25 protein-coding genes are annotated in these 25941 nt (G+C 62.6%); 12 read left to right on the top strand and 13 right to left on the bottom strand.

All coding sequences use genetic code 11. The annotated features are described in order from the left end of the window. Positions 1-15: 15 nt before the first annotated feature. Positions 16-1290 (bottom strand): C4-dicarboxylate transporter DctA, encoded by a 1275-nt coding sequence (gene dctA, locus LDZ21_RS25915; RefSeq protein ID WP_244796976.1) that lies wholly within the window; start codon positions 1288-1290, stop codon positions 16-18. Then, positions 1287-2267, bottom strand: a complete 981-nt coding sequence (locus LDZ21_RS25910) for a LysR family transcriptional regulator (RefSeq protein WP_244796975.1) — start codon at positions 2265-2267, stop codon at positions 1287-1289. The genes dctA and LDZ21_RS25910 overlap by 4 nt, the downstream gene beginning before the upstream one ends. Before the next feature lie 180 nt (positions 2268-2447). On the opposite strand from LDZ21_RS25910, the gene LDZ21_RS25905 reads away from it, so the two are divergent. From LDZ21_RS25905 to LDZ21_RS25885, 5 genes are all read left to right on the top strand, one after another. After that, positions 2448-3347, top strand: coding sequence for a LysR family transcriptional regulator (locus tag LDZ21_RS25905; protein ID WP_244796974.1), 900 nt, complete (start codon positions 2448-2450; stop codon positions 3345-3347). Between the two features lie 187 nt (positions 3348-3534). Beyond that, positions 3535-4857, top strand: coding sequence for an MFS transporter (locus tag LDZ21_RS25900; protein ID WP_244796973.1), 1323 nt, complete (start codon positions 3535-3537; stop codon positions 4855-4857). Positions 4858-4885: 28 nt separating this feature from the next. Continuing rightward, positions 4886-5926, top strand: a complete 1041-nt coding sequence (locus LDZ21_RS25895) for an amidohydrolase family protein (protein ID WP_244796972.1) — start codon at positions 4886-4888, stop codon at positions 5924-5926. Continuing rightward, the gene (locus tag LDZ21_RS25890) at positions 5923-6591 is read left to right on the top strand and encodes an RraA family protein (protein ID WP_244796971.1); all 669 of its coding nucleotides are present in this window, start codon (positions 5923-5925) and stop codon (positions 6589-6591) included. Before LDZ21_RS25895 ends, LDZ21_RS25890 begins: the two co-directional genes overlap by 4 nt. A 63-nt stretch (positions 6592-6654) precedes the next feature. Next, positions 6655-7047, top strand: a complete 393-nt coding sequence (locus LDZ21_RS25885) for a hypothetical protein (protein WP_244796970.1) — start codon at positions 6655-6657, stop codon at positions 7045-7047. On the opposite strand, the gene LDZ21_RS25880 is transcribed toward LDZ21_RS25885, so the two are convergent. Then, complete coding sequence (locus tag LDZ21_RS25880; protein ID WP_244796969.1) at positions 6984-7970, bottom strand: LysR family transcriptional regulator; 987 nt, start codon at positions 7968-7970, stop codon at positions 6984-6986. The genes LDZ21_RS25885 and LDZ21_RS25880 overlap by 64 nt on opposite strands. Before the next feature lie 118 nt (positions 7971-8088). Between LDZ21_RS25880 and LDZ21_RS25875 the strand changes: the two genes are divergently transcribed. From LDZ21_RS25875 to LDZ21_RS25865, 3 genes are all read left to right on the top strand, one after another. Beyond that, the gene (locus LDZ21_RS25875) at positions 8089-9006 is read left to right on the top strand and encodes a DMT family transporter (RefSeq protein ID WP_244796968.1); all 918 of its coding nucleotides are present in this window, start codon (positions 8089-8091) and stop codon (positions 9004-9006) included. 263 nt (positions 9007-9269) lie between these two features. Further along, positions 9270-10631, top strand: a complete 1362-nt coding sequence (locus tag LDZ21_RS25870; RefSeq protein ID WP_244796967.1) for an MFS transporter — start codon at positions 9270-9272, stop codon at positions 10629-10631. 75 nt (positions 10632-10706) lie between these two features. After that, complete coding sequence (locus tag LDZ21_RS25865) at positions 10707-11696, top strand: D-2-hydroxyacid dehydrogenase family protein (protein WP_244796966.1); 990 nt, start codon at positions 10707-10709, stop codon at positions 11694-11696. A gap of 19 nt (positions 11697-11715) precedes the next feature. Here LDZ21_RS25865 and LDZ21_RS25860 read toward each other — a convergent pair whose 3' ends face one another. The 4 genes from LDZ21_RS25860 to LDZ21_RS25845 are packed head-to-tail and all read right to left on the bottom strand — an operon-like array spanning position 11716 to position 15083. Then, positions 11716-12180, bottom strand: coding sequence for a thioesterase family protein (locus LDZ21_RS25860; RefSeq protein ID WP_244796965.1), 465 nt, complete (start codon positions 12178-12180; stop codon positions 11716-11718). 3 nt (positions 12181-12183) lie between these two features. Then, a complete protein-coding gene (locus LDZ21_RS25855; RefSeq protein WP_244796964.1) occupies positions 12184-13131 on the bottom strand; it encodes an L-carnitine dehydrogenase in 948 nt (315 codons plus the stop codon). A gap of 18 nt (positions 13132-13149) precedes the next feature. Further along, on the bottom strand, positions 13150-14079 hold the full coding sequence (gene cdhC / locus LDZ21_RS25850) for a 3-dehydrocarnitine:acetyl-CoA trimethylamine transferase CdhC (protein WP_244796963.1): 930 nt from the start codon (positions 14077-14079) through the stop codon (positions 13150-13152). Between the two features lie 59 nt (positions 14080-14138). Continuing rightward, the gene (locus LDZ21_RS25845) at positions 14139-15083 is read right to left on the bottom strand and encodes a choline ABC transporter substrate-binding protein (protein WP_244796962.1); all 945 of its coding nucleotides are present in this window, start codon (positions 15081-15083) and stop codon (positions 14139-14141) included. Positions 15084-15263: 180 nt separating this feature from the next. Here LDZ21_RS25845 and LDZ21_RS25840 point away from each other — a divergent pair, with 180 nt between their 5' ends. Continuing rightward, the gene (locus LDZ21_RS25840; RefSeq protein ID WP_244796961.1) at positions 15264-16235 is read left to right on the top strand and encodes a GlxA family transcriptional regulator; all 972 of its coding nucleotides are present in this window, start codon (positions 15264-15266) and stop codon (positions 16233-16235) included. A 736-nt stretch (positions 16236-16971) separates the two neighbouring features. Here the strand turns inward: LDZ21_RS25840 and cls are convergent. From cls to LDZ21_RS25810, 6 genes are all read right to left on the bottom strand, one after another. Continuing rightward, a complete protein-coding gene (cls, locus tag LDZ21_RS25835; RefSeq protein ID WP_244796960.1) occupies positions 16972-18243 on the bottom strand; it encodes a cardiolipin synthase in 1272 nt (423 codons plus the stop codon). Between the two features lie 74 nt (positions 18244-18317). Then, positions 18318-18887, bottom strand: coding sequence for a DUF4142 domain-containing protein (locus tag LDZ21_RS25830; protein ID WP_244796959.1), 570 nt, complete (start codon positions 18885-18887; stop codon positions 18318-18320). An 85-nt stretch (positions 18888-18972) separates the two neighbouring features. Further along, the gene (locus LDZ21_RS25825) at positions 18973-19332 is read right to left on the bottom strand and encodes a ribbon-helix-helix domain-containing protein (RefSeq protein ID WP_244796958.1); all 360 of its coding nucleotides are present in this window, start codon (positions 19330-19332) and stop codon (positions 18973-18975) included. Between the two features lie 113 nt (positions 19333-19445). Continuing rightward, the gene (locus LDZ21_RS25820; RefSeq protein WP_244796957.1) at positions 19446-21029 is read right to left on the bottom strand and encodes a GMC family oxidoreductase; all 1584 of its coding nucleotides are present in this window, start codon (positions 21027-21029) and stop codon (positions 19446-19448) included. A 53-nt stretch (positions 21030-21082) separates the two neighbouring features. Continuing rightward, positions 21083-21718, bottom strand: a complete 636-nt coding sequence (locus LDZ21_RS25815) for a twin-arginine translocation signal domain-containing protein (protein ID WP_244796956.1) — start codon at positions 21716-21718, stop codon at positions 21083-21085. A gap of 57 nt (positions 21719-21775) precedes the next feature. Further along, positions 21776-22174, bottom strand: a complete 399-nt coding sequence (locus LDZ21_RS25810) for a VOC family protein (RefSeq protein ID WP_244796955.1) — start codon at positions 22172-22174, stop codon at positions 21776-21778. Positions 22175-22512: 338 nt separating this feature from the next. Between LDZ21_RS25810 and LDZ21_RS25805 the strand changes: the two genes are divergently transcribed. The 3 genes from LDZ21_RS25805 (at position 22513) to LDZ21_RS25795 (ending at position 25939) form a co-directional block, all read left to right on the top strand. Beyond that, the gene (locus LDZ21_RS25805) at positions 22513-23817 is read left to right on the top strand and encodes an SGNH/GDSL hydrolase family protein (RefSeq protein WP_244796954.1); all 1305 of its coding nucleotides are present in this window, start codon (positions 22513-22515) and stop codon (positions 23815-23817) included. Between the two features lie 212 nt (positions 23818-24029). After that, positions 24030-25169: a DUF3182 family protein gene (locus LDZ21_RS25800; protein ID WP_244796953.1), complete on the top strand. Its 1140-nt coding sequence runs from the start codon at positions 24030-24032 to the stop codon at positions 25167-25169. After that, the gene (locus tag LDZ21_RS25795) at positions 25166-25939 is read left to right on the top strand and encodes an alpha/beta hydrolase family protein (protein ID WP_244796952.1); all 774 of its coding nucleotides are present in this window, start codon (positions 25166-25168) and stop codon (positions 25937-25939) included. The genes LDZ21_RS25800 and LDZ21_RS25795 overlap by 4 nt, the downstream gene beginning before the upstream one ends. Positions 25940-25941: the final 2 nt, after the last annotated feature.

The following is a 25941-nucleotide window of genomic DNA, read 5'->3' as shown; positions in this document are numbered from 1 at the left end:
TGAGGCAGCCGTCCATCAATCCGGGGCGGCTGGCTCGGGTGCTCCGAGCGTCTGCGCGAGACGGGTGCGATCGCACGCGCCTTCCCACATCGAAACGAAGATCACCGCGCACGCGTTGCTGATCACGCTCGTCAGGGCGCGGGCCTCCGACATGAAGCGGTCGATGCCCACCAGCAGCGCCACCCCTGCGACGGGCAGGTCGGGAATCACCGTGAGCGTCGCGACGAGCGCAACCAGCCCGCTGCCCGACACGCCCGCCGCGCCCTTCGATGTGAGCAGCATGACGGCCAGCATCGTCGCGATCTGCTGCGCGGAAAGCGGAACATCGCACGCTTGCGCGATGAACAGCGAAGCCAGCGTGAGATAGATCGCGGTGCCGTCCAGATTGAACGAATAGCCCGCTGGCAGCACGAGCCCCACGACGCCCTTGTCGCAACCGAGCGCCTCCAGCTTGCCGATCAGGCGCGGCAGGACCGGTTCGGTCGAAGAGGTCGCGAGAACGATGAGCAGTTCCTCACGCATGTAACGCAGAAGCCGCCAGAGCGCGAAACCGTGCAATCGCGCGAGCAGCGCGAGCACCAGCGCGACGAACAACACGCAAGCCACGTAGAACGACACCATCAGCATGCCGAGCGAGCCGACCGACCGGATGCCGAAGCGGCCCACCGTGAAAGCCATCGCTCCGAATGCGCCGAGCGGGGCCAGCCGCATGATCAGGGCGAGCACGCGAAAGAGCGCCTGAGCCGCACCGTCGATGAGCGCCAGAACCGGCCGCGCCGCCTTCGGACACCCATTCAGCGCGAAGCCGAAGACAAGCGAGAGGAGCAGCACCGGCAGCACGTCGCCCTTTTCGAATGCCCCGAGCATCGTCTCCGGGATGACACCCAGCGCGAATTCGACGAGCCCGCGCGTCTGCGCGTGTTTCGTATAAGGCGCGAGGATGCCGACATCCAGTTGATGCACGTCGACATGCATTCCGCCGCCGGGCCGCAGCACGAACGCGGTGACGAGTCCGAACGCGAGCGCGACGGCCGTCAGGAAATAGAACAGCGCCAGCGCCTGAACGATGGTGCGCCCGATCGCCTTTCCGCTTGCAAGCGACGTAATGCCGAGGACGATCGTGCAGAAGACGATCGGCGCGATCATCATTCGCACGAGACCGACGAACGCATCGCTGAGAGGTTTGAGGAGCGCGCCCGCCGACGGCCAGAAGTGGCCGAGGGACATGCCGAGGACCATGGCGAGCAGGACCTGCACGTAGAGCAAGCGAAGCGGTCTCGCCAGCCTCACGATGTGCGCTTCCCTTTGGTCCGCTCGCTCGCCGCTGCGCCATCGCCGGGGCCGTCGCCGGGGCCATCGCTGCTCGCGAATCCATCGCGCTTCGACTCGACAATCGCCCGATGAAACTCCTGTGCCGCCGGTGTCAGCGGCCGCCCGCGCCGCCGCACGATTCCCACGCGCCGCTTCACCACCGGTTCGACCAGCGGCACGCTGGTGAGGATCGGATGATCGCGTCCGGGCATGGCCATCGACGGCACTGCCGCAACGCCGAGCCCGGCCTCGACGAGGCCGAGCATGGTCGTGACGTGACGCGTTTCACAGATGCTCGGCGCAGGCGGCGCGACGCCCGAGAGCGCCTGATCGAGCAACAGGCGGTTCCCTGAAGTCTTGTCCACCGACACGTATTCGTGCTCGTAGAGCTCCCTCCACGTCACGCGCTTTTTGCGCGCGAGGGGATGGTCACGGCGGCACGCGGCCACGAAGCGCTCCTGCAGCAGCAGCTTGAACTCGACCTCGGGTTCCTGGCTGCCCATGAAGCTCACGCCGAAATCAGCCTCGCCGCTGATGACCGCGCCCAGCACCTCGTTTGCGCTCGAATCCAGCAGCTTGACGCGGATGCGCGGAAAGCGGCGATGATAGCTCGCGATGACGTTCGGCAAGAAGTAGTACGCCACCGAAGGCACGCACGCGATATTCACATGCCCCAGGCGGCTCGATGACACATCGCGGATGCCGAGCAGCGCGACGTCGAGATCGTCGAGCAATTGCTCGGCGCTCGGCGCGAACACGCGGCCGACGGTAGTCAGCGTGACGCTGCGGGTCGTGCGCTCGAACAGACGCACGCCGAGCGCTTCCTCGAGTTTCTCGATGCGGCGGCTCAAGGCAGGCTGCGAGATGTTGACCGCTTCCGCCGCCTTGCGAAAGCTCCCCAACTCGACCACCGCGCGAAACGCCTGTAAATCGTTCAGATCAAAGTTGACGCCCACGGGCCGGTCTCCGCATTCAGATGCCGGGTATTTTGCATGATCCTTTCCGTTCTCCTTCCATACGATGGCCGCCGATGTCCGCCGCAGTCCGGTACATTCCTTCAACGAAGGCGAGCCGGACGAGCCTTATCGCGTTGAAGTCCCCCACGAGCGTGGCCCACTGAATCGAGGAACGTCGACATGAATTTCAGGTCCTTGCAGTGCTTCATCATCCTTGCCGAGGAACTGAACTTCAGCCGCGCAGCGGAACGCCTGCATATCGCGCAACCCGCGCTCAGCCAGCAGATTCGCCTGCTCGAAGAGCGCCTTGGCACGCAACTCGTCGATCGCGCGAGGCGGCCTTTGCGGCTTACCGAAGCCGGTCAGTATTTCTGCACGGAAGCGCGGCAGATTCTCGGCTCGTGGGAGCAGGCAAGCCTTGGCGCGCAGGAAATCGGCATCGGGCGACGCGGCTGGCTGTCGATCGGCTTCACGCGCTCCGCGATGTACAGCATCCTGCCGCCGGCGCTCAAAGGCTTTCATCACGCTTACCCGGAAGTCGAACTGAAGCTGTTCGAAATGCTCACCGAGGAACAGACCGACGCGCTGCGCGATTTGCGCATCCACGTAGGCATCGGACGGCAGCCGCTGGACATTCCCGGCTGCACGTCTTATCCGCTGCTGCGCGAACATATCGTCGCGGTGCTTGCGCCGGATCATCCGCTGGCGGGCAGGAAGAAAATCCGCATTGCCGAACTCGAAGACACGCCGCTCATCCTGTATCCGAAGCATCACAACGCGCAGTTCAAGCGCACCGTGCAGTCCTTGTATCGCGATGCGGGCGTGACGCCCTTCGTCGCTCATCAGGCGTACGAGATACAGACTGCCATCGCGCTCGTCGCGGCGGGGCTCGGCGTCACGTTCGTCGGCGAATCGGTGGCGCGTCACGGACGCACCGACGTCGCGTTCCGTCATCTGGCGGGTCCGGGCGCCGCTCAATGGTCGACGCTCGCCGCGACCTTCCGCACGGACGACGACTCGCCGCATCTGCGCGCCTTTCTTGCCTGCCTTCCCCGGCCGCTTGAAAGCGCGACACTATAAGCAAACTTATATGGAAGCATAAAAATCGCGTCTTGGACGCGCGCCTACTCGCTTCTTATCATCGGTCTCCATGATCCGAACCTTCTCGCCCGAGGCGCGGCGGTTTCGGGCTTGCGCACGGTGAAAGCCGTTCGCCAGGCAGGGCCGCAGAGCCCTCGCGATTCGACGAAAAGAACGTGGAGACGGCATGACCTCATTCAACGAAGCGGCAACCATGCGAAAGGTTTACGGGCGGCTCATGCCCCTGCTCTTCGCGATGATGTTCTTCAACTATCTCGACCGCATCAACATCGGCTTCGCGGCCCTCGACATGAACAAGGCGCTCGGCTTTTCGCCCGCCGTGTTCGGCTTCGCCGGCAGCATCTTCTTCGTCGGCTACATGGTGCTCGAAGTGCCGAGCAATCTCTTGCTGCATCGCGTGGGCGCGCGCCGCTGGATCGCGCGCATCCTGCTCACGTGGGGCGCGGTTGCCGCCGCCACCGCGTTCGTTTTCGACGACAAGAGCTTCTACGTGCTGCGCTTTCTGCTCGGCGTGATGGAAGCGGGCTTCCTGCCGGGCGTCGCGGTGTATCTGACGAAGTGGTTTCCGGTGCGGTATCGCGCTCGCGCGGTGGGCGGCTACATCATCGCGGGATCGTTTTCCGCCGTGCTGGGCGGCCCGATCTCGACCGCGCTGATGACCTATGCCAATGGCGTGCTCGGGCTGCAGGGATGGCAGTGGATGTTCATTCTCGAAGGCATTCCGGCGATGCTGCTCGGCCTCCTCACGCTGCGCATCATGACCGAGCGCCCCGCCGACGCCGACTGGCTCGCCGACGACGAAAAGCAATGGCTCGAAACGACGCTCGCGGCGGAACGCGAAGCGGTCGGCGGCAACACGCATTTTCCGCTGCTGCGCGTGGCGGGCGACCTTCGCGTGTGGAGCCTCGCGTGCCTGTTCGGCTGCGCGCTCGTCGGCATCTACGGCCTCTTTCTGTGGCTTCCGCAGATCGTCAAGAGTCTCGGGCATCTGAGCAATATCGAGGTCGGCTTTCTCTCCGCCGCGCCGCCGCTGCTCGGCGTGCTCGGCACCTTCATCATCAGCCGCAGTTCGGACCGCACCGGCGACCGCAAGAAGCATCTCGCGTTCGTGTACGGGATGAGCGCCGTCGCGATCGCGGGCAGCGCCTATGCGCCGAGTCCCGTCATCGCTTACGCGCTGCTGTGCGTGACGGGCCTCTTCATCTACGCGGGCAATCCGCTGTTCTGGAGCCTCGCGTCATCGTTCAGGACCGGCGCGGCGGGCGCGGCGACCATCGCGCTGATCAATACCATCGCGCAGTTCGGCGGCCTGGTCGGTCCGTGGAGCATCGGCCTCGTGCGCAACGCAACGGGCAGCTTCAAGCTCGCGCTGCTGACGATCGCCGCGTTCCTCGTCGTTGCGACGCTGATCGCGCTCGTCATGCGCGTGAAGCCCGCCGATGACGAAGACGCATCGCTGCCGGCGGCCGATCCGGCCGCGCGCACCTGAATCCGCCTACAACGATACGGAAATCCGCATGATCATCGATTGTCACGGTCACTACACGACCTCGCCGCCGCAACACGAAGCATGGCGCGCGAAGCAGGTCGCCGCGCTGAAAGACGGCGTCGCGCCGCCGCCGCGTCCCGCCATCACCGACGATGAAATCCGCGAGAGCATCGAAGGCGGCCAGCTTCGCATCCAGCGCGAGCGCGGCACCGACGTCACGATCTTCTCGCCGCGTGCAGCAGGCATGGGCCATCATCTGGCGACGGCGGAAGCCAACGCGGTGTGGTCGGTCGCATGCAACGACCTCGTGCATCGCGTGTGCGCGCTGTTTCCGCGCAACTTCATTGGCGTCTGCCAGTTGCCGCAAGCGCCGGGCGTCGGGCCGGAAAACTGCATCGCCGAATTGCGCCGATGTGTCGAAGAACTCGGTTTCGTCGGCTGCAATCTGAATCCCGATCCTTCGGGCGGCCACTGGTCCGGACTGCCGCTCACCGACCGCTCGTGGTATCCGCTCTATGAAGCGATGGTCGAGCTGGACGTGCCCGCGATGATTCACGTGTCGTCGTCGTGCAATCCGAATTTTCATGCGACCGGCGCGCATTACATCAACGGCGACACGTCCGCGTTCATGCAGTTGTTGCAGGGCGACCTGTTCGCCGATTTCCCGACGCTGCGGTTCATCATCCCGCACGGCGGCGGCGCGGTGCCGTATCACTGGGGGCGTTATCGCGGGCTTGCACAGGACATGAAGCGGCCGCTGCTGAGCGAGCACTTGCTGAACAACGTCTTCTTCGATACCTGCGTCTATCACCAGCCCGGCGCGGAACTGCTGGCGAAGGTCATTCCGGCGAAGAACATTCTGTTCGCGTCGGAGACCATCGGCGCGGTGCAGGGCATCGACCCTGAAACCGGCCACTATTTCGACGATACGCGCCGCTATATCGATGGCATCGACTGGCTCGGCGACGCCGACCGCCAGCTTATTTTCGAAGGCAACGCGCGCGCGGTGTACGGGCGTCTGTCCGCGCAACTGGCGCAGCAACAATCGACTGAAGGAGCGACGACATGAATCCGGCCGGATGGCGCGAATACGAGTCAGCGGTGCAGGCCAGCCCCGCGACGCTTGCGGCGCTGCGCGAGCTTGCCGTATCGCTTCTGAGCGACAACATGGCCCGCGTGAGCGGCACGACCGGGCTGCGCGCGTTTCATCGGCCCAGGCCGATGGCCGGCACCGCCGTCACGGTGCGAACACGCGGCGGCGACAATCTCGCGATTCATCGCGCGTTCGACTTCTGCCGTCCCGGCGACGTGCTCGTCATCGACGGCGCGGGCGAACTCACGCAAGCGCTGATGGGCGACATCATGGCGAGCTATGCGGAAAGAATCGGCGTTCAGGGGCTAGTCATCGACGGCGCGATCCGCGATGTCGGCGCGCTCAGCCAGCGCAGTTTTCCGGTCTACGCACGCGGCGTCACGCATCGCGGGCCGTACAAGAACGGGCCGGGCGAGATCAACGTGCCGGTGTCCGTCGGCGGGATGGTGGTGCATCCGGGCGATATCATCGTCGGCGACGAGGATGGCGTGCTTGCCATCGCGCCGGCGGACGTGGACGCGGTGATCGACGGTGCGCGCAAGACCGCCGCGAAGGAAGCGCTGGCGCTGCAATCGATCGCGGAAGGACGGTTCGACCGTTCGTGGGTCGCCGTGCAGCGAGATCGCATGATGAACGGCTGACGGCTCGATAACCGCGGCGGACGCGCGCAGAATGGCGGGTCCGCTTCCCTGACCTGATTCACGATGCCCGACTATCTGGACACAGCCACGCTGATCGACCTTGCGCGCGCCGCCGAAGCCCGCGCGCCCGGGCCATGCGCGTGCACGAAAACGCCGCTCGACGGCTGGCAATCGCAGCCGCTTTCGCTCGACGAAACGCAGCTCCGTGAAATCGGCACGTTGCTGCACGAAGAAGACCCCGAGCCGACCTTTGCCGAGTATCTTCCGGGCAAGCTCGATTACTGGTCCGCCGACGCGCCCATCGCGCCGCGCTACTTTCCGTACAACCGCTGCGGCGTGTGGGAATGCTCGTCGTGCGGACGTCTTTATCTGCGCTATACGGAAGGCGGCGGCTATTTCGTCGACCGGCGAATCCGCGCACTGCGTCTCGCGCTCATCGAGGACGTCTCGCTCTGACTGGCGACGCCGCTGTGCAGACGCGCGACCAGATAGTCGATCAACACCCGTACCTTCAGCGGCAAGAACCGGTTCGGCGGATACAGCAGCCATAACGAGCCAGCGTACGTCTGCCCGTCGAGCGACCAGTCAGGCAGCACCTGCACCAGCTCGTCACGGGCGAACGCATCCGCTGCCGTGAACTCCGGCACGTTCGCAATGCCGAAGCCCAGAAGGGCGGCTTCGAGCCGCGCACCGGCATGATTGGCGATATAGCGCCCATGCACGTCGACGGTTTGGGCGTGTGTGCCGAGCCGAAATCGCCATCGATTGTCTCCCGGCGTTTCACCGAGATAGATGCAGTCGTGCTGCGCGAGATCGCGCGGCTCGCGCGGTGTTCCCCGTGCATCGAGATAAGCCTGTGACGCGCAGAGCACCCAGCGCACGGAACCAAGCTGCCGGCCCGCGAGACCGGGCGGTGGCCGCTCGGTCAGGCGGATTACGAGATCGAGGTCGTCGGTCAAAGGATCAATGTCGCGGTCCGAATACAACAGCTTGAGATCGACTTCCGGATACGCGCGCAAGAACTCGGGCACAAGCGGATGAAGCACCGATTTTGCGAACTGGCTGGGCGCGCTGATGCTCACTCTGCCTTGCGGCCGGTCACCGGCTTCACCGGCGGCATCGACGGCGGCCGAGGCGGCGCTCAGCATCTCGCGGCAGTATCGCGCGACCTGTGCACCCGATTCCGTGACACGCACCTTGCGCGTCGAACGCTCGAGCAGGCGGGTAGCCAGCGCCTCTTCGAGACGCTTGATCTGCCGGCTGACCGTCGATGGCGTGCTGGCTAGCTGGCGCGCGGCCAGCGAGAAATTGCCGGCATCGACGACGCGCGCAAATACCGCCATATCGGGAAATAAGGCGAAGAGTTCGTTGGGGTCCATCGTGCTCGCGAAGTGCTTGGGGATTGATGCGTGGCATGCACAATTGCTATGCGCCGTGACCCGATTATCACCGCGATTGCAAAGCTCGACAATGCGAGTCCTTTTACCGGGGTTCGCAATGTCCAGACCGTATCGCCTGCAATTGATCTCCGACCTGATGCTGCTGGCGGTCGCCGTCGTATGGGGCTCCAGCTACGGCATCGCCAAAAGCGCGCTCGCGTATTACCCGGTGCTCGGGCTGCTTGCGCTGCGTTTCGGCATTACGTTCGTGTTGCTGTTGCCCGCGCTGCGCCCGATGCGTCACGTCAATTTGCGCACGTTGAGCGGCCTGACCGGAGCCGGCCTGCTGCTGCTCACCATCTTTCTGTGCGAAACGTTCGGCTTGCTGCTCACGCGCGCAGCCAACGCGGCGTTTCTCATTGGCCTTTGCGTGGTGCTGACGCCGCTCGTCGAGTGGTCGCTTCTGAAGCGCCGGCCAGCGCGCATCGAATGGATCGCGGTTGCGGTCTCGTTGCTCGGCGCGTGGCTTTTGACCGGCGACGGCGCGCTGACGCTGGGTCGCGGCGATCTGCTGATTCTTGCAGCCGCGGTCCTGCGCGCGATTACCGTCTGCGTGACCAAGCAGTTGATGCGCGATGCGGCGCTACCGCCTTTGACGGTGACCGCTGTGCAATCCGGCGCGGTGGCGTTCGGCAGCGGAGCGGCGGCGCTCATGCTCTCGCCCGCGCAGTGGCAACACGTGCCGTCCATCGCAGGCCATCTCACGTTCTGGGGATGCGTCCTGTATCTGGTGCTTGCCTGCACGCTCTTCGCGTTCTTCGCGCAAAACTACGGCATCAAGCACAGCAGTCCGACGCGCGTCGCGCTATTGATGGGCAGTGAGCCGGCGTTTGGCGCGTTGTTCGCATGCCTGTGGCTCGGCGAAAAAATCTCGCTCACTGCATGGGCTGGCGGAGGGTTGATCGTGGCGGCATCGCTGCTGGCTACCGTGCGTGGATCGAAGGGCGTGCGCCGGCCGGAACCCGTGCCTGCCTGATGCGCTCGCCTGCGGCGCGTCATGGCGGCGACTTCCCGTTCCACACATCTACTGGTTAGCACCGATATAACCGCCGCGTCTCACCTGATCGAAACGATTCATTACGTGCGGCAATTGCTGCAACCTACACTGCTTGCACGCTCGCATCGACGCATTGCCGAATGCGTCGTATGTCGTGCGGTTAGGAGTCAGTCGTTAGTTACATGAAAACAGAAACGGACATGTTGAATCGCCACTAGACAACTGAAGCGAAGGAGACACGCGTGCAACCAACCGCACTGGAATCAGAACCAGCGTCGAGTCATTCCCTGTCGTCGATTTCCACATCCAGCGCCGAGGAGCGCGCGCTTTATCTCAGAGTGACGCTGCGTATCGTGCCGCTGCTGTTCGTATGCTACGTCGTCGCATTTCTCGACCGCATCAATGTAGGATTCGCCAAACTCCAGATGCAGGACGCGCTGGGTTTCAGCGACAGCGTCTACGGCCTCGGAGCGGGCATCTTCTTTCTCTCCTACTGTCTGCTCGAAGTGCCCAGCGCCATGCTTCTCAAGCGCATGGGCGCGAAGAAGACCATTGCGCGCATCATGATTTGCTGGGGAATCGTCGGTGCGTGTACGGCGTTTGTGAGCAATGTCACGCAGTTCTATATCGTGCGATTGCTTCTCGGCGTCTTCGAGGCGGGCTTCTTTCCGGGCGTCATCTTCTATCTCAGTTCATGGTTTCCCGAAAGCCGGCGCGGCGTGATCATCGCGTGCTTCATGGTGGGATTTCCGGTGGCGGGTCTGGTAGGCGGGCCGGTCTCGGGATGGGCGATGACGAAGCTCGCTCATGTCGGCAACCTCGCCGGATGGCAATGGCTGTACATCGTCGAAGCATTGCCTGCGGTGCTGCTGGGCCTTGTCACGCTCTTCCTGCTGGACGACAACATCGACAAGGCCAAGTGGCTGACACAAGCGCAAAAGGAAGTCTTGCGGCATGGCTTTCTAGTTGAAACGGAGCGCAAGCGCAGGACCAATCAACGCGGCCATAGCAGACTCGCGGAGGCGCTGTCGGATCGCAAGGTGTACATGCTGGCGTTCATCGACTTCGCCTTCGTCTGCGGCACCTATTCGGTGACGTTCTGGCTCCCGACCGTATTGAAGGACTCCGGCCTCTCGGACCTTTCACTGCTCGGCTGGCTTGCGGCGATCCCTTATGCGCTGGGGGCGGTCGGCATGGTCGCGATCAGCCGCAGTTCCGATCGCATGCTCGAACGCCGCTGGCACGCAGCCATCGCGGGCGCTATCGGTGCGATTGCATTGCTGCTCGTGTCGCATCCGAACCATTCGCCTGCGTTGACCGTCGCGTTGCTGAGCGTGGCCTCGGTCGGCATATTCGCGACGAACGTGCTTATCTGGTCGCTCGCCGCGGATTACCTGCATGGCTCGCCCGCCGCTGCGACGAGCATAGCGTTCGTGAATTGCATCGGGCTCCTGAGTGGATTTTGCAGTCCGTTCGTCATCGGATGGCTCAAGACGGCGACAGGCACGCTCGTCAGCGGGCTGTACGTCATGACAGCGATTCTGGTGCTCGGTATCTTCGTGATGCTGCTGGGCTTCAGGCCACAGAAAGCGGCGAACGCATGAGTCATCGTCACGCCCGCCACAACGCGTTGCGCGGGCCGTCCATTCTTTTCTCAGTCCGCACACACCCGGCTCACCATGCAAAAAATCGCAGTCCTCGACGACTATCAAAATGCGGCGCTCCGCTTCGGAGATTGGAACAGCCTGAAGGATCGCGCCGAAGTGACGATCTTCAACGATCACATCAGCGATGAGGAAGCACTCATCGAACGCCTGCAGCCCTTCGACATTCTGTGCGTCATGCGGGAACGCACCTGGTTCACGAGAAGCGTCTTGTCGCGGCTCAAGAACCTGAAGCTGATCGCGAGCACGGGGCCGTGGAATGCCGCCATCGATATCGAGGCCGCCGATGAGCTGAACATCACCGTTTGCGGCACCGCGTCCTCACCGACGGCTGCGGCGGAGATGACTTGGGCGCTGATCCTCGCCGCAATGCGCCACATCCCGCGAGAGGTCGATTCGTTCAAAAGCGGCGGCTGGCAAGTCTCCGTCGGCAGCGATCTTCACGGCAAGACGATCGGTCTGCTCGGACTTGGCTACACGGGAAGCGCCACTGCGCGCGTCGCCCGCGCCTTCGGCATGAGGGTGATCGCATGGAGCCAGAACATGACCGTGCAGGCGGCCGCCGGGCACGGAGCGCAATACGTCAGCAAGGACGAATTGCTTTCGTCGAGTGACATCGTCTCCATTCATGTTCGCTTGTCGGACCGGACACGCGGGCTGATCGGCGCAAAGGAACTTGCGCAGATGAAAACGCATGCGCTGCTGGTGAATACGGCGCGCGGGCCCATCGTCGATGAACCCGCGCTGATCGAAGCGCTAAAGGAGAAGCGCATTGCGGGCGCTGCGCTCGATGTTTTCGACATGGAGCCGTTGCCGGCGGAACACGCTTTGAGGTCGCTCGGCAATGTGATTGGCACGTCGCACATCGGCTACGTGACCGAGAGTTCGTATCACCTCTATTACGGCGAGTCGGTGCAGAATATCGGGGCCTGGATGGACGGAAAGCCGATCCGCGTCTTGACAGCCGCCAAGCGTGAGATCAGCTACCACACCGAGGCCATCTGACCGCGCTCGCCGCTGTTGACTAACGCCGACTCACCGGCAAGCCAATCACCCGTCCCGCATGACTGGCATCCGCCGCTGCAATCGTCGCCCGATCGGCGATGTTCGCGGCGATGTCTTCGTCGAACGCAGCGGACCTGGGCGCGCCGCTGGTGTCGATATGAATCAGCATCTGCTCGCACACGCAGACCGGATCGACGCCCTGTCCTTCGAACATCTGCAGATACAGGTGGATGCGCTTCGCGTCATGCGCGATGACGCGGGCATCGACACGCACGGCCGCGCCTTCCTTCAGTTCGCGCAAATAGCTGATATGCGCCTCCAGCGTGTACAACGTGCGGTGCCGCGTGCGTCGCGCATCATCGCCGAGACCGATGCCGTCCATGAAGGCATCGGTCGCGAGGCTGTAGATCAGCATGTAGAACGCATCGCGCAAGTGGCCGTTGTAGTCGACCCATTCGGGCCTGACCGTGTCGCGATAGATCATCTTTCAGTCCTCGATGCCGTGACGCGCCTTTGCTTGCGCAATCGCCTCGACGACGCTCGTGATGCAGTCGTCGCGATACCGTTCCAGATCCTTGATGCTGCGCCCGTTCGTCTGCTTGGCGGTGCCGTCCACGACGCGATCGATGAGTTCATCGGTCAGCTTCGGTGCAACCAGCTTCGTCCACGGCAGTTCGAGCGCCGGTCCGAACTGCTGCATGAAATGCCGCATGCCCGCCTCGCCGCCTGCAAGCGTATAGGTCAGAAACGTGCCCATGAACGACCAGCGGATGCCTGCGCCGTAGCGTATGGCGTCGTCGATTTCGCCGGTCGTCGCGACGCCCTCGTTCACGAGATGAAGCGCCTCGCGCCACAACGCTTCGAGCAGTCTGTCGGCGATGAATCCGGGCACTTCCGCGCGCACGCGCAGCGGCCGCATGCCGATGGACGAATAGAACGTCATGGCGGCATCGATCGATTCTTCCGACGTCCGCCCGCCGCCAAGCACTTCGACCAGCGGCAGCAGATAGACCGGATTGAACGGATGTCCGACGATGCATCGCTCGGGATGAACCGCACTCGCATAGAAGTCGCTCGGCAAAAGTCCCGATGTCGATGATGCAATGATGGCGTCAGGCTTCGCTGCGCGGCTCACGCGCTCATGCAGCGCGAGCTTGAGTTCTTCCCGTTCCGGCGCGCTTTCCTGGATGAAATCCGCATCGGCGACGCATGCCTCGACCGTATCCACCACGCGCAGCCGTTCCTGCGATGCGCCCGGCGCCAGTCCGACGCGTTCCAGCGCAGGCCACGCATTCGCGACGTTCGCGCGGACGACCGCCTCGGCGTCCGGAGCCGGGTCCCACACGGTCACGTCGAGACCATGCGCGAGCGCGCGAGCGACCCATCCGCTGCCGATGACTCCGGCGCCAAGCGCGGCAAATTTCTTGACTTGCATGTGTTTCCCCTTCGACGCTCAGGCAAATTGTTCGACTGCACGCTTCTCCAGCGGACGCTCGCCGCGCGGCGGCAAGCCCAGTTTCTTGCGCCCCTCGGCCGGCGTGAGCGCGCGGCCACCCAGCCGTTCGATGATCTCGATCGCTCGCTGCACCAGCGTTCCGTTGCTCGCATGCACGCCGCGATCGAGCCACAGGTTGTCTTCCAGTCCGACGCGCACGTGGCCGCCGAGCAGCATCGCCTGCGCGACCATCGGCATCTGCATCTTGCCGATGCCAAAGCCCGCCCAATGCGCGTCGGGCGGCAAGTTGTCGACCATGGCCTTCAACGTGCCCGTGTCCGGCGGCGCACCCCACGGAATGCCCATGCAAAGCTGAAAGAGCGGCGGCGCATCGAGCAGTCCTTCCTTGAGCAGCTGGTTCGCAAACCATAGATGGCCGGTGTCGAATATCTCCAGTTCGGGCCGCACGCCGAGTTCCTGTATGCGCTTCGCGCCCGCTCGCAACTGCGCGGGTGTCGACACGTAAATGTAGTCTCCATCGCCGAAATTGAGCGTGCCGCAATCGAGCGTGCAGATTTCAGGCAGCAGTTCTTCGACGTGAGCAAGACGCGTGAGACCGCCGACGAGATCGGTGCCTCTGCCGAAGCGCATCGGTTCTTCTCCCGGACCGATCTCGAGGTCGCCGCCCATGCCGGCCGTCAGATTGATGACGACATCCACATCCGACGAACGGATGCGGTCCACGACTTCGCGATACAGCGCGGGATCGCGGCTGCCGCGACCGGTGCGCGGATCGCGCACATGGCAATGCGCCACCGTCGCGCCGGCGCGCGCCGCTTCGATGGCCGCATCGGCGATCTGCTTCGGCGTGACGGGAATCGCGGGATGCCGGGACGTGGTGTCGCCCGCCCCGGTTACTGCACACGTTACGATGACGTCGTAGTTCATGGTCGATATGGATGCCTAATCGTTCATAAAAGCCGGTGAACGCGTCACCGGCCAGCCATTCAGAGCCCGAGGTACTGCTTGACGGCGGGCAGCCCGTCTTTTCCATCGACGGTCTTCACGCCCGCAAGCCATGAATCGAGCAGTTGCGGATTTTTCTTGAGATACGCTTTGGCGGCTTCGGCGGGACGCTCCTTGTTCATCACCGGCTGCATCAGGCGGTTCTCGAGGTCGGTCGTGAAACGCAAGTTTTTGACGAGCTTGCCTGCGTTCGGACAGCGCGTCAGGAAATCCGTGTTGGTCAGCGTATAGACACGGGCTTCGCCATAGTTGGGACCGAATACGTCATCGCCGCCGGACAGATAGTTGATCTTCATCTGGATGTTCATCGGATGCGGCTCCCAGGCGAGAAACACCACAGGCTTTTTCTCGCGAATGGCGCGCTCGACCGTCACCAGCATGCCCGCCTCGCTCGATTGCACCAGCTTGAAACCGCCGAGACCGAACTGATTGGTGTCGATCATCTTCTGAATCTTGGCGTTGGCGCTGCTGCCCGGCTCGATGCCGTAGATCTTGCCTTCGAGTTCGTCCCTGTGCTTGGCGATGTCCGCAAACGTCTTGATGCCCGCGTCGTATGCATAACCCGGCACGGCGAGCGTTGCCTTCGCGCCCGAGAGATTGGGCGGTTCGATCTTGTCGATGCTTTTCGCATCCAGGAAAGGCTGCACCGCAGTTTCCTGCACCGGCCACCAGTAGCCGAGCGAGACGTCGATCTGCTTGCTCTTCAGGCCCGCCAGCGATATGGGCACCGACGCCACCGTCGTGCGAGGCGTATAGCCGAGCCCTTCGAACAGGACGGACGCAAGCGCGGTCGTCGAGGTGATATCGGTCCAGCCGATATCGACGAAGCGCACGGTGCGGCATGACGCGTCGTCGGCAGCAAAGGCGCAAGCGACGTTCGCCGCGCAGGCGGAGGCGACGAGGATCGAGAGCAGGCGATGTTTCATGGAGAAGTGTCCGTCTGGAGAACGTGAGTAGAAAGTACCGCCGCATTAAAACACCCAAACGTCCGATTGCGACTGCGAGTTGACTGCCAGCGACGTCACGGTTTTCAGGGACACGCCCGATTGCGCCCGGTTTTTGCGCTTGTTAGCGTGATGGATCGCCGCCTGGTGCCCAATCATTCGATGTCCGCCCCTCAAGACTTTCACTTTCTCGTTTTGCCGCAGTTCTCGTCGATCGGCTTCATGTCGGCAATAGAACCGCTGCGCGTCGCGAATCGGTTTCGTGGCGAGCTATACCGCTGGCGCATCGTGTCGGTCGATGGCGGGCCGGTCGTCGCGAGCAACGGCATCTCGCTCAATGCGGATGCTTCCATCGACGATACTGCCGATGCGCGCATGGTCATCGTCGTATCGGGATTCGAGCCGCTTGCACGATACACGCGCGGCATCGGCGACTGGTTGCGCCGGCTGGATCGCGCGGGCGCGACGCTCGGCGGCATCGATACCGGCAGCTTCATTCTGGCCGAGGCGGGCCTGCTCGCGGGCAAGCGCACGACGCTGCATTGGGAGGCGCTCGCTGCGTTCTCGGAACGGTACCCGTCGATAGAAACGAGCCAGGAGTTGTTCGAGATCGACGCGCGACGCATCACGTGCGCGGGCGGCACGGCGTCCATCGATCTGATGCTGGATATCATTGCACGCGATCACGGCGCCGAACTCGCCGCGCAGGTGTCGGAGCAGTTCGTGCTCGGGCGCATTCGGCAGCGCAGCGACCATCAGCGCATGAAGATCGCGGCGCGTTACGGCATCCACAGTCGCAAGCTGATACAGGTCATCGGCGTGATGGAGCAGCACATGGAGGAGCCGCTTTCGCCGGATGCACTCGCTGAGTCGATCGGCGTCACACGGCGTCAGCTCGAACGTCTCTTCTGCGCGGCGCTGAAGGATACGCCGACGCATTTTTATCTCGGCCTGCGTCTGACGCGCGCCCGCGAACTGCTGCAGCAAACCGACATGTCGATACTTGCGGTCTGTGTCGCATGCGGCTTCGAGTCGCCTTCGCATTTCTCGCGGACGTATCGCGCGCGCTTCAATGCAAGTCCGCGTCAGGACCGCAGCGCATTGCGCGCCGTCGTCACTGCGCAGGCTGCATGATGTTAGAAGGGTTGCCGCAGGCCGATATGAATATCGGCATGCGCGTTCGACGTGACGCGCCGCGCCCGGGTGCTGTCCATTCGGATCTTCAAAGACCATGCGCCGACCCGAAACGCGTTGGTGCCTTAGGGATCTGTGCGCGCAATTACGATAGACATACTAACTATCTTCATAGATAGGCAGGATGATGACACTGCGTGCCTTATCTCGCCACTTGACACGGTTGCTGCAATCGCTTCGATCCTTCTGTCCTTGCCTGAAGCGAGGACGCCGGGTCTGCTCTCCGTGAAAGCCTGTCTGCCGAATCAACGAGCAAAGGAAGCCATGATTCGCGGCTCCGTTCTCGCAGTGACAGTCCATTGAACCCGTGCGCTGACAGCGCATAAATCGCCTCGTCGAACGCTCGTGCGCATCCGTCGCTCGACCGGCGATACAGCCGGCGAAGAACGCGAATCGTGTCGTTCTTGCCATCAGCCGCTAAACCTCTGCGCGCGCCTGCCGTTAATCCAGGCAAGACCTGGTTGCAATCGCGTAATCACCTGCCGCGGCACTCATACCGCGGCTGAGTCGAAAGGAGAATGACCGTGAACGAATTCGAATGGATGATGGCCGGCGTGTATCTCGCGGCGCTCGTCAGCGGCACGCTTTTCATCAGCGTGCTGGCGCGGCGTAGCTTGAACAAGGTAAGCGAGCGCGGGCGCTGAATCTGCCGCGCCGACGCGCCCTCGACGCACCGTCAGAACTGCGGATCGAACAGTGCAACGGCACGGTCCAGCAACTTCTCGAGTAATGGACGCCGCCGCCACTCGTCGAGCGTAATGCGCTTCGACTTTGCGACGTCGCTGTCGAAAATCTCCCGCTGTTGCCGGGCGAAATCACGGTCATAGATGTTGAGGTTCGCCTCGTCGTTCAGCTTGAACGACCTGCTATCGAAGTTCGTCGAACCGACCGAGACCAGATACTCGTCGACCACGATCACCTTGCAATGGAACATCGTCGGCTGATACTCGTGCATCTCCACGCCCGCGGCAAGCAGATCGCCCCAGCACGCCCGCGAAGCCTCACGCACCGTATGCGTGTCGATACGCTTGCCCGGCGTGATGATGCGTACCTTCACCCCGCGCTTCGCCGCTTCGACGATCGCGTTGATGGTTAGTTTGTCCGGCACGAAATAGGCGCTCGACAAGTGAATGGAGCGCGTTGCGGCGGTGATCGCCATCAGATACATCAATTGCATGTCGTCGCTGCCGCCTGAAGGCGAACTGCTGAACATGTGTGCGAGGCCATCGCCGGCCGCTTCGATCTGCGGAAAGTACTTCGGGCCGTGCAGGACGTTGCCTGTCGCCTTTACCCAGTTGTCCATGAAGACCGCCTGCATTTGACCGACCGCCGGACCCTCGATGCGATAGTGCGTGTCGCGCCAGTGCTTCTCGTCCTGCGCGTGCCCGGTCCATTCATCCGCAATACCCACGCCGCCCGTGAAACCGATGTGTCCGTCGATGACGAGCAGCTTGCGGTGCGTGCGGTCGTTCATGCGGCCAAGACCCGTCCAGTGCGGCTTGTGATACTTGACCACCTCGGCGCCCGCTTCGCGCAACGTGTCGAGATAGCGCTTGTCCATCTTCGACGATCCGACCCAGTCGAGCAGCACGTGCACCGCGATGCCAGCGCGCGCCTTGTCGGCAAGCGCACGCGCAATGTCCTCGCCTATCGCGCCCTTCCAGTAGATGAATGTTTCCAGCGTGATCGTGTGCCGCGCCGAACGGATGCCATCGAGCATCGACGGAAAGATTTCGTCGCCATTAACGAGCACGTTGAAGCGATTGCCGTCGACGACGGGCGGCCCGAGCAACAGGCCCATCGAGCGGATGAACTGCGGATCGTCGCTGGCATAAAGGCGCTCGATCTTGTGCTCGATCTTCTTTTCGCCGCTCGTGAGGTTCGCCACCAGCAGCACGGCGATGAGCGTCACTACAACCGTCGACACAATCAGGACAATCGTCGTCATCCGCACGTCTCGTGTTGAAGATCCATCCGGAACCGCGCGTTTCCGGCCCAAGGTTCATTCGTCGCGAGAACTGCCTACTTCTTCAACGCCGCGTCGGTCTGTCTCGCAAGCTGGAGATGCTCGCGCAAGGTCGCCAGTCCATCGCCGGCGAGCGCCCTGACGTCCTCATCGCTCGCATGGATCGCCTGGTCGCTGAACAGCTTGATATCGGACTCGTGGTCGGAGAGATTGTGCTTCATGAACAGGCTGTCGAACGCATGGCCGCTCAACGGCTTGAGCGCGGTATAAGTTGCGCGCTGAGTGAGCGTGAGTTCGTCGGGCAAGCGGTAACCCTTCTGTTTTGCGAGCGCGACGATCTTGTCGTTCATCGCCTGATGGTCCTGAATCATGCGCTTCGCGAATGCCTGCACCGCCGGTTCATGCGACGATTTCAACGCAAGCTCGCAGGTTTGTATCTCCGCGCGTCCATCCTGGAGCGCATCGGCGAGGAACTTCTCGGCGCTGTCATTGGTGGCCGCGCTCGACAGCGAAACCCACGCTGCAAGCAACGCGAACATCGATGCGCGGCACACGCGTCCGATGCGGTATCGGGCGGCGGGAAACGTGAAAGACCTGTCGATGCGCATCTCGTCATCCCCTCTCATGGGCCTCGTCAACCGGGGAAGCCGGACATGAGGCTCATGCGGAGCTAGCAAGATGCGTTCCGCTGATCGACTGCGGAAAAGAGAATCATCCAGCCTTGAGAACGTGCAGGCTGGAATCACCGAAGGAAATCGACGAAGCCGAAGCGACACGTGCATCCGGCTTCGCGACAGGCTTTTTTGCTTCACGCATCGACAGATAACGCAGACAGCACACGCGTAGAAACGATGCGAAGTTCGTCGGCATCTCGCCACGCAATGCGACGAGCTCGTCGTAGAGCTTCGCAGCGAACTGACTCGTCGTGAGGTTCTCCAGTCCGGCAATTTCGTGCAGGACGTCCCAGAACAGGTTCTCGAGACGGACCGTGGTGATCACGCCGTGAATCCGCAGCGAACGGGTGCGCGATTCATAAAGGATCGGGTCCGCGTTGATATAAACCCTACACATGGCGTCTTCTCCGTGCAGTCAGGAGCCGGACCCGCGCGGACCCGGCATTGATTGGCAAAGCTAGCGCAACATGCGACTCGTCACAATCGGGCGCAATCCGGAGCAAGCCGGAACTACACGCGCCGCGCCTGCATCTGCTGCGCGATGTAATCCGCCTGCCGGATCGCGAGCGTAACAATGGTGAGCGTCGGGTTCTCGGCCGCCCCGGTGGTGAACTGACTGCCATCGGAGATGAACAGATTCGCCACTTCGTGCGCCTGGCCGTGCGAATTGCATACACCGTCTTCCGCCTTTGCGCTCATGCGCGCCGTGCCCAGATTGTGGGTCGACGGATACGGCGGCACGATGTACGTCGCTTTCGCACCCGCCGCCTCATACACGGCGCTACCCTGCTTGTATGCGTGATCGCGCATCGCTTCGTCGTTTGGGTGATCGTCGAAGTGCACATTCGGCACCGGCATGCCGTACTGATCCTTTACCTCGCTGTTCAGTGTGATGCGGTTGCTTTCTCGCGGCATGTCCTCGCCGACGATCCACATGCCCGCCGTGTACGCGTACTCGTCCATCACCTGCGCGAAGCTCGGGCCCCATGCGCCAGGATCGACGAACGCAGCATAGAACGGCAGGCCGAGTGAGACCGTCTCCATGTGATAACCGCCCGCGAAGCCCCGTTTCGGCTCGAACTTAGCCTCGTCTTCGATGATGCCCGCCATCGTCGTTCCCTTGAACATCTCGACCTTGTCGTTGAACACGCCGTAGACCGAGCCTGTCGTATGGCGCATGTAGTTGCGGCCCACCTGGCCCGAACCGTTAGCGAGGCCATCGGGGAACTTGCTTGAATTCGAATTGAGCAACAGACGCGGCGTTTCGATGGAATTGCCGGCCACCGCGACGATGCGCGCCTTCTGCCGCTGAATCTTGCCGTCCTTGTCGAAATAGACGACGCCCGTCGCCTTGCCGCGCGCATCGTGCTCGATCTTCACGACGTGCGATTGCGGACGCAGCTCCATGTGGCCTGTCGTCTGCGCGTGCGGAATCTCGGTGTACAGCGTCGACCACTTCGCGCCCATCCGGCAGCCCTGAAAGCAGAACCCGCGTTGAAAGCAGTGCGTGCGATCATCGCGGACGGTGCTGTTGATCGCCATGTGGCCCGTGTTGCATTCCTTGTAGCCGACCTTCATCGCGCCGGCCGACATCACCTTGAAGTTGTTGTTGCTGGGCAGACCCGGCAAGCCGTTAGTGCGCGTGACGCCCATCTTCTTCTCGGCACGATCGTAGTACGGGTCGAGTTCGGCGCGCGTCAGAGGCCAGTCGAGCAGGTTGGCGTCCTTGACATCGCCGTATGTCGTCCTTGCCTTGAATTCGTAGGGCTGAATGCGCAGGCTCGCGCCCGCCCAGTGCACGGTCGTGCCGCCGACCGTCTTGCAGATCCACGCGGGCAGATTCGGGAAGTCTTTCGCGACGCGCCACGAACCCGATGTCGTGCGCTTGTCGAGCCACGAGAGCTGCTTGAATGCGTTCCACTCTTCCGTCGAAAAGTCGCCTTGCGTATGCATCGCACCTGCTTCGAGCACGACCACGTCGATGCCCTTCTGCGCGAGTTCGTTGGCAAGTGTGCCGCCGCCCGCTCCCGATCCGATGACCACGACGACATGATCGTCGTTGTGTCTGAACTGCGCTTTGTTCTCTGCGTACATGGCTGTCTCCGTAATCTGTTGTCCGTTCCGTTCGGTGCCGCGAGGTCTGCGCCTCAACCGTCTTTCGGGATCGGACCGCTGTCCCCAGTGGGCGGATCGGGCAGCCATGACAGATTATTGAAGCCTTGATACAGATAGCCGCCGTCGCCCTGTGCTGCGCCGTATCCGAAGTGCGCATAGGCCATCGCGTTGCTATAGAGCGAGACGACGGCCGTGGTGCGGATCGTCTCGAAGAACGGCGTGCCGGCGAGCGCGGCGACGTCTTTCGCCTGCTGATCGGGCGCGCGCTTGCTCCAGTAAGAACCGGCGGTTGCATCGAGCCTGGCGATGCCGTCGACCATCTGCTGTCTCACCAGAGGATCGGCCTTGGCCTTCGCATCGAGGTCCTTGACGGCGAGGGCGTAGACGGCATCGTCGAGCGTCTTGTGCGGAAATACCTGTTTCGTGAACGCGAGCAGCACTTCGCCCTGATGCGTATCGAGTCCCTGAAGCTCGAGCGCCCAGACACGGCTCGGCGCGAGGCCGGCGAATATCGACGTGAAAGCGAGCGTCCCCATGAGGACCCCCGAGCCGCGCAGAAATTCGCGTCGCGTCAGTGCGATCCTTGGCGACGCGGGTAACTCGGCATGACTGTGCTGACCGTCGTGCGCGCGAGCCGGCGCGACGATCGGGATGATCGTGTCTCGCATGTCTCTCTCCTTGTGGGGTACCGCTCCAGCTTATGTATTGGCGTCTGCTTTTAGCGCTTATTCGTAATGCCCGTGACGCTCGAGCACTTCGATCTTGTATCCGTCCGGGTCCAGGATGAAAAAGAAGCGCGCGATGAGCTGACCATCGTCGCCCTTGAATTCCTTCAGGTCGAGTGGCCCCATGCCGAGACCAATCAATCGGTCGCGTTCCGCTTTCGCATCGGCGACGCTTACCGCGACATGGCCGTACCCGTCGCCGTGCGTGTACGGCTCCGTGCGGCCTTTGTTCCAGGTGAGTTCGAGTTCGCTCGCGCTTTCATCGTTACGCAGGTACGCCAGCGTGAAGTCCGGAAAATCCAGCCGATGCACAACGCGCAGTTCGAGCGCGGCCTGATAGAAGCGCAGCGACTTGTCCAGGTCCCGCACGCGGATCATCGTGTGAATCAGTTTCGACATGGGTCGTTCCTCCTTAATGCCAAGTGTAGGGGCGGAAAAATGTGCCGGGTAATGGCCGGTTATATGGAGGCTAGGACTTGCCCTAGGGACGGTGTAATCCCCTAGCATGTACGTCGCTGGCTGCAATCAACGCAGATGATTACAAGCCTTTCATAGGCACGCGTCCGCATCACGTTTCGGTTCGATGCGCATCTGCATGAGACGGATTTGCCGCCCTCTGTGAGTGATGCAAGCACATACGGGTAAACGATCTTTTCGGATATAAGCGCGTCCACCATATTTTCATTCGGTGTCCGACCGATTCCCGGCGCGGCCAACTACGAGTCTGGAGAGCAAGAATGCAAAACCGTTCACTAACGAGGCTGCTGGCTCGCGCCGTCGTGCCGCTATTTGCGATAGCGACAATGCTGGCCGCGCCCGCCTCCTTCTCCCATGATCGAGGCGACCGCGATCCGAGCGATGGCTGGCTGTCGACATGGACTGCAAGCGCCGACCGCAACAACAACATCACGACACCGCAGAACTTCAACGCTGCCACGACCATTCGACAAATCGTGCATACGAGCGTTGGCGGCAATCAGGTGCGCGTGCGGCTCACGAATGAATTCGGTCTGTCGCCGGTCACGGTCGGTCCCGTGCATATCGCGGTTTCGGCGGGTGGATCGAAGATCTATCCGAACACGGACAGGACGCTGACCTTCGGAGGGAAGACATCGGTCACGCTTTACGCCGGTGCACCGATACTCAGTGATCCTCTCGATATCACCGTGGGTCCGTTCGCGAATCTGGCGATCAGCCTGTTCCTGCCACAGGCGACGAAGCTGGAGACCGTTCACCAGCTTGCGGTGCAGAACGCGTATGTATCGAGCGGCGACAACACCGCCTCGCCTGATCAGCCCTCGCCCAAGACTTACACGAACCGCTTTTATCTGTCGGGCGTGCTCGTCAACACGCGCGGGCGTACGGATGCCATCGTCGCGTTCGGCGATTCCATCACCGACGGCTACGCGTCGACCGTCGACGCCAATCGCCGCTGGCCGGACAATCTCTCGCAACGGCTGAACAACGGGCAGTCGCACCACGGCACGGCAATTCTCAACGAAGCCATCAGCGGGAATCGCGTGCTGAGCGATGGCGCGGGCATCAGCGCGCTCGCACGCTATGACCGCGACGTGCTGAGCCAGCAAGGCGTCAAGTGGGTAATCATGCTGGAAGGCATCAACGATATCGGCTGGCCCGGCACGGCGCTCGATCCGTCGGCGCCGCAGGCCACCGCGGAAGACATCATCGATGGCTATAAGCAGATCATCGCGCGCACGCATTTGCGGGGCATACGGATCATGGGCGGCACGCTCACGCCGTTCCGCAATGCGCTGCAGGGCACGCCCAACGTGGGGTATTACACGGCGCAGAAGGAATCCGTGCGGCAGGCCGTCAACGCCTGGATTCGCAATAGCCACGCGTTCGATGCGGTCGTGGACTTCGATGCCGTGATTCGCGATCCGGCGCAACCGACCTCGATGCAGACTCAATACGATAGCGGCGATCATCTGCATCCGAACGACGCGGGTTATGTTGCGATGGCGAACGCGATCGACCTGTCCGTCCTGCGTTCGCGGGACAGGGACGACGACGGACGTTGATCTCCGCTTCGAATCGTCCGCAATCGATAAAGGCCGCGCGACAAGCGCGGCCTTTGTTGTTGGCGGAATAGGCCGCGCTAAAACGCGCTAAAACGCGCCGCCGGATACTCGAGGTCATCTAGCGGAACAAACCTTGCTTCCAACGTTGAACAGCAGGCCAACTGCAAGCTCTGGGAAATCCGGCAAAAGGCTTTCCAACGGAGGACGCGCGAATGAATACCTCGTCTACCGAGCCACGCGCGATCGTGGTCGTCTGCCACGGCGGTACAAGGAGCGCGCGATCGCAGCATGAAGTCGAGACGCAACGCGCGCTCGCTGGTCAACTCGCGCTGCTCCTGCACGCGTCAGATTGCGTTGATTTCGACTCCGCACGCACCTACCCTCCGCAACGGTACTTCGTTCCCGAGGACACACTGCCTGTCGAGACCGCCCGTCGATTAGGCATCGCCTCTGACGACGATCTTTTCGGCGGCGTCGTGCCGTATCAGTTCGTCGGTACTAAAGTCGTCGTGCATGGTTTGCCGCCCGGCGCGCAAGTCAAGCCGGAAGGATGGCAAGACTCAATCGGCGAACGCGTAAGCGAACTGGTGCTGCCCGGTTTCTCTGCCTTTACTCGCGACGACGCGCACATCGCCGCCGCGCTGCTTCTTAGGAACGGCCCGGTACGCCTCAAACGCCCTTCGGGCATCGGCGGGGCGGGACAGGCGGTTATCGCCGATCGACGGGAACTCGACGCGCAACTGAACGGCATCGGCGATGCCATGCTCATGACCGAGGGCGTCGTGCTGGAGCGCAACTTGCGCGAGATCACGACGTTCAGCGTCGGAGAAGTCCGCGTGCGTGGCCATCATGCGAGCTATTACGGCGTGCAACGGCTCACGCAAAATAACCACGGTCATGCGGTCTATGGCGGCTCGGAGCTTGTCGTCGTGCGCGGCACGCTGGATGCGCTACAACGCACGGATATGCCCGCCGAAGCGCGCGCCGCCGTGCAATGCGCCCGCGAATTCGATGACGTCATTCGCAGCGCGTTCCCCGGCTTCATTGCATCGCGAAGAAACTACGATGTTGCCTCGGGCGTCGACGAGAACGGTCATGCCTATCGCGGCGTGCTGGAGCAGTCGTGGAGAATCGGCGGTGCGAGCGGGGCGGAAATCGGCGCGCTTCGCGCGTTCGCGAACGATCCGGCGCTGACTGTCGTGCGGGCATCCACCGTCGAACTGTATGGCAAAGACGTTGCTGTTCCTGCTAACGCGAGCATCATCTATCAGGGCGTCGACGCGCATTCGGGACGCGTCACCAAATTCTTCACGGTCGAACCCGGCCCGCGCACGAGAGGAGCAAGCGAATGACAGCAGGCCGCCAGCAGATACAAATTTCCGTCGACCGGGGCTATCTCGATGGCACGCTCGTCGTGCCTCAGACCGCCATTCCGGGCATCCTGTTCGTGCATGGCTGGGGCGGCAATCAGGAACAGTATATGGAGCGCGCACGGCAGGCGGCGGCGCTCGGTTGCGTGTGCCTCACGTTCGATCTGACCGGCCATGCGCGCACGCAGGAAGAACAGGAGACGGTGACGCGCGAGACGAATCTCAACGACGTGCTCGCGGCATACGACACGCTCGTCGCGCATCCGCTCGTCGATGCGACGTCGGTCGCCGTGGTCGGCAGCAGTTACGGCGGCTATCTCGCGTCGATCGTCACGTCGCTGCGGCCCGTGCGCTGGCTGGGGCTTCGGGTGCCGGCGCTCTATCTCGACGAGGGATGGACGCTGCCCAAGCGCGCGCTGCATAAGGAGCACGATCTCGCCGCGTATCGAAGACGCATCGTCGCTGCGAGCGAGAATCGCGCGCTGCGGGCGGCCGCCGCATTTCGCGGCGATGTGCTGCTGGTCGAGTCCGAGCACGATGAGACCGTGCCGCATACGGTGCTCGCCAGTTATCTGCAAGCGTTTTTGCAGGCGCACTCGCTGACGTATCGCGTGATCGAAGGCGCGGATCACGGCCTGTCCGACGAAGGCAGTCAACGCGCGTACACGGCGCTCGTCGTGAGCTGGCTTGCGGAGATGATCGGCGGAAGTCGTGCCGGCAGCCGTGGCGAGGCGCCCGAACTCATCAAGTGACG

The organism is Caballeronia grimmiae (genome assembly GCF_022879615.1).
GTDB classification, from domain to species: Bacteria; Pseudomonadota; Gammaproteobacteria; order Burkholderiales; family Burkholderiaceae; genus Caballeronia; species Caballeronia grimmiae.
The sequence above is the reverse complement of the archived record's forward strand: the minus strand, read 5'-3'. Positions and strand labels throughout refer to the sequence as shown.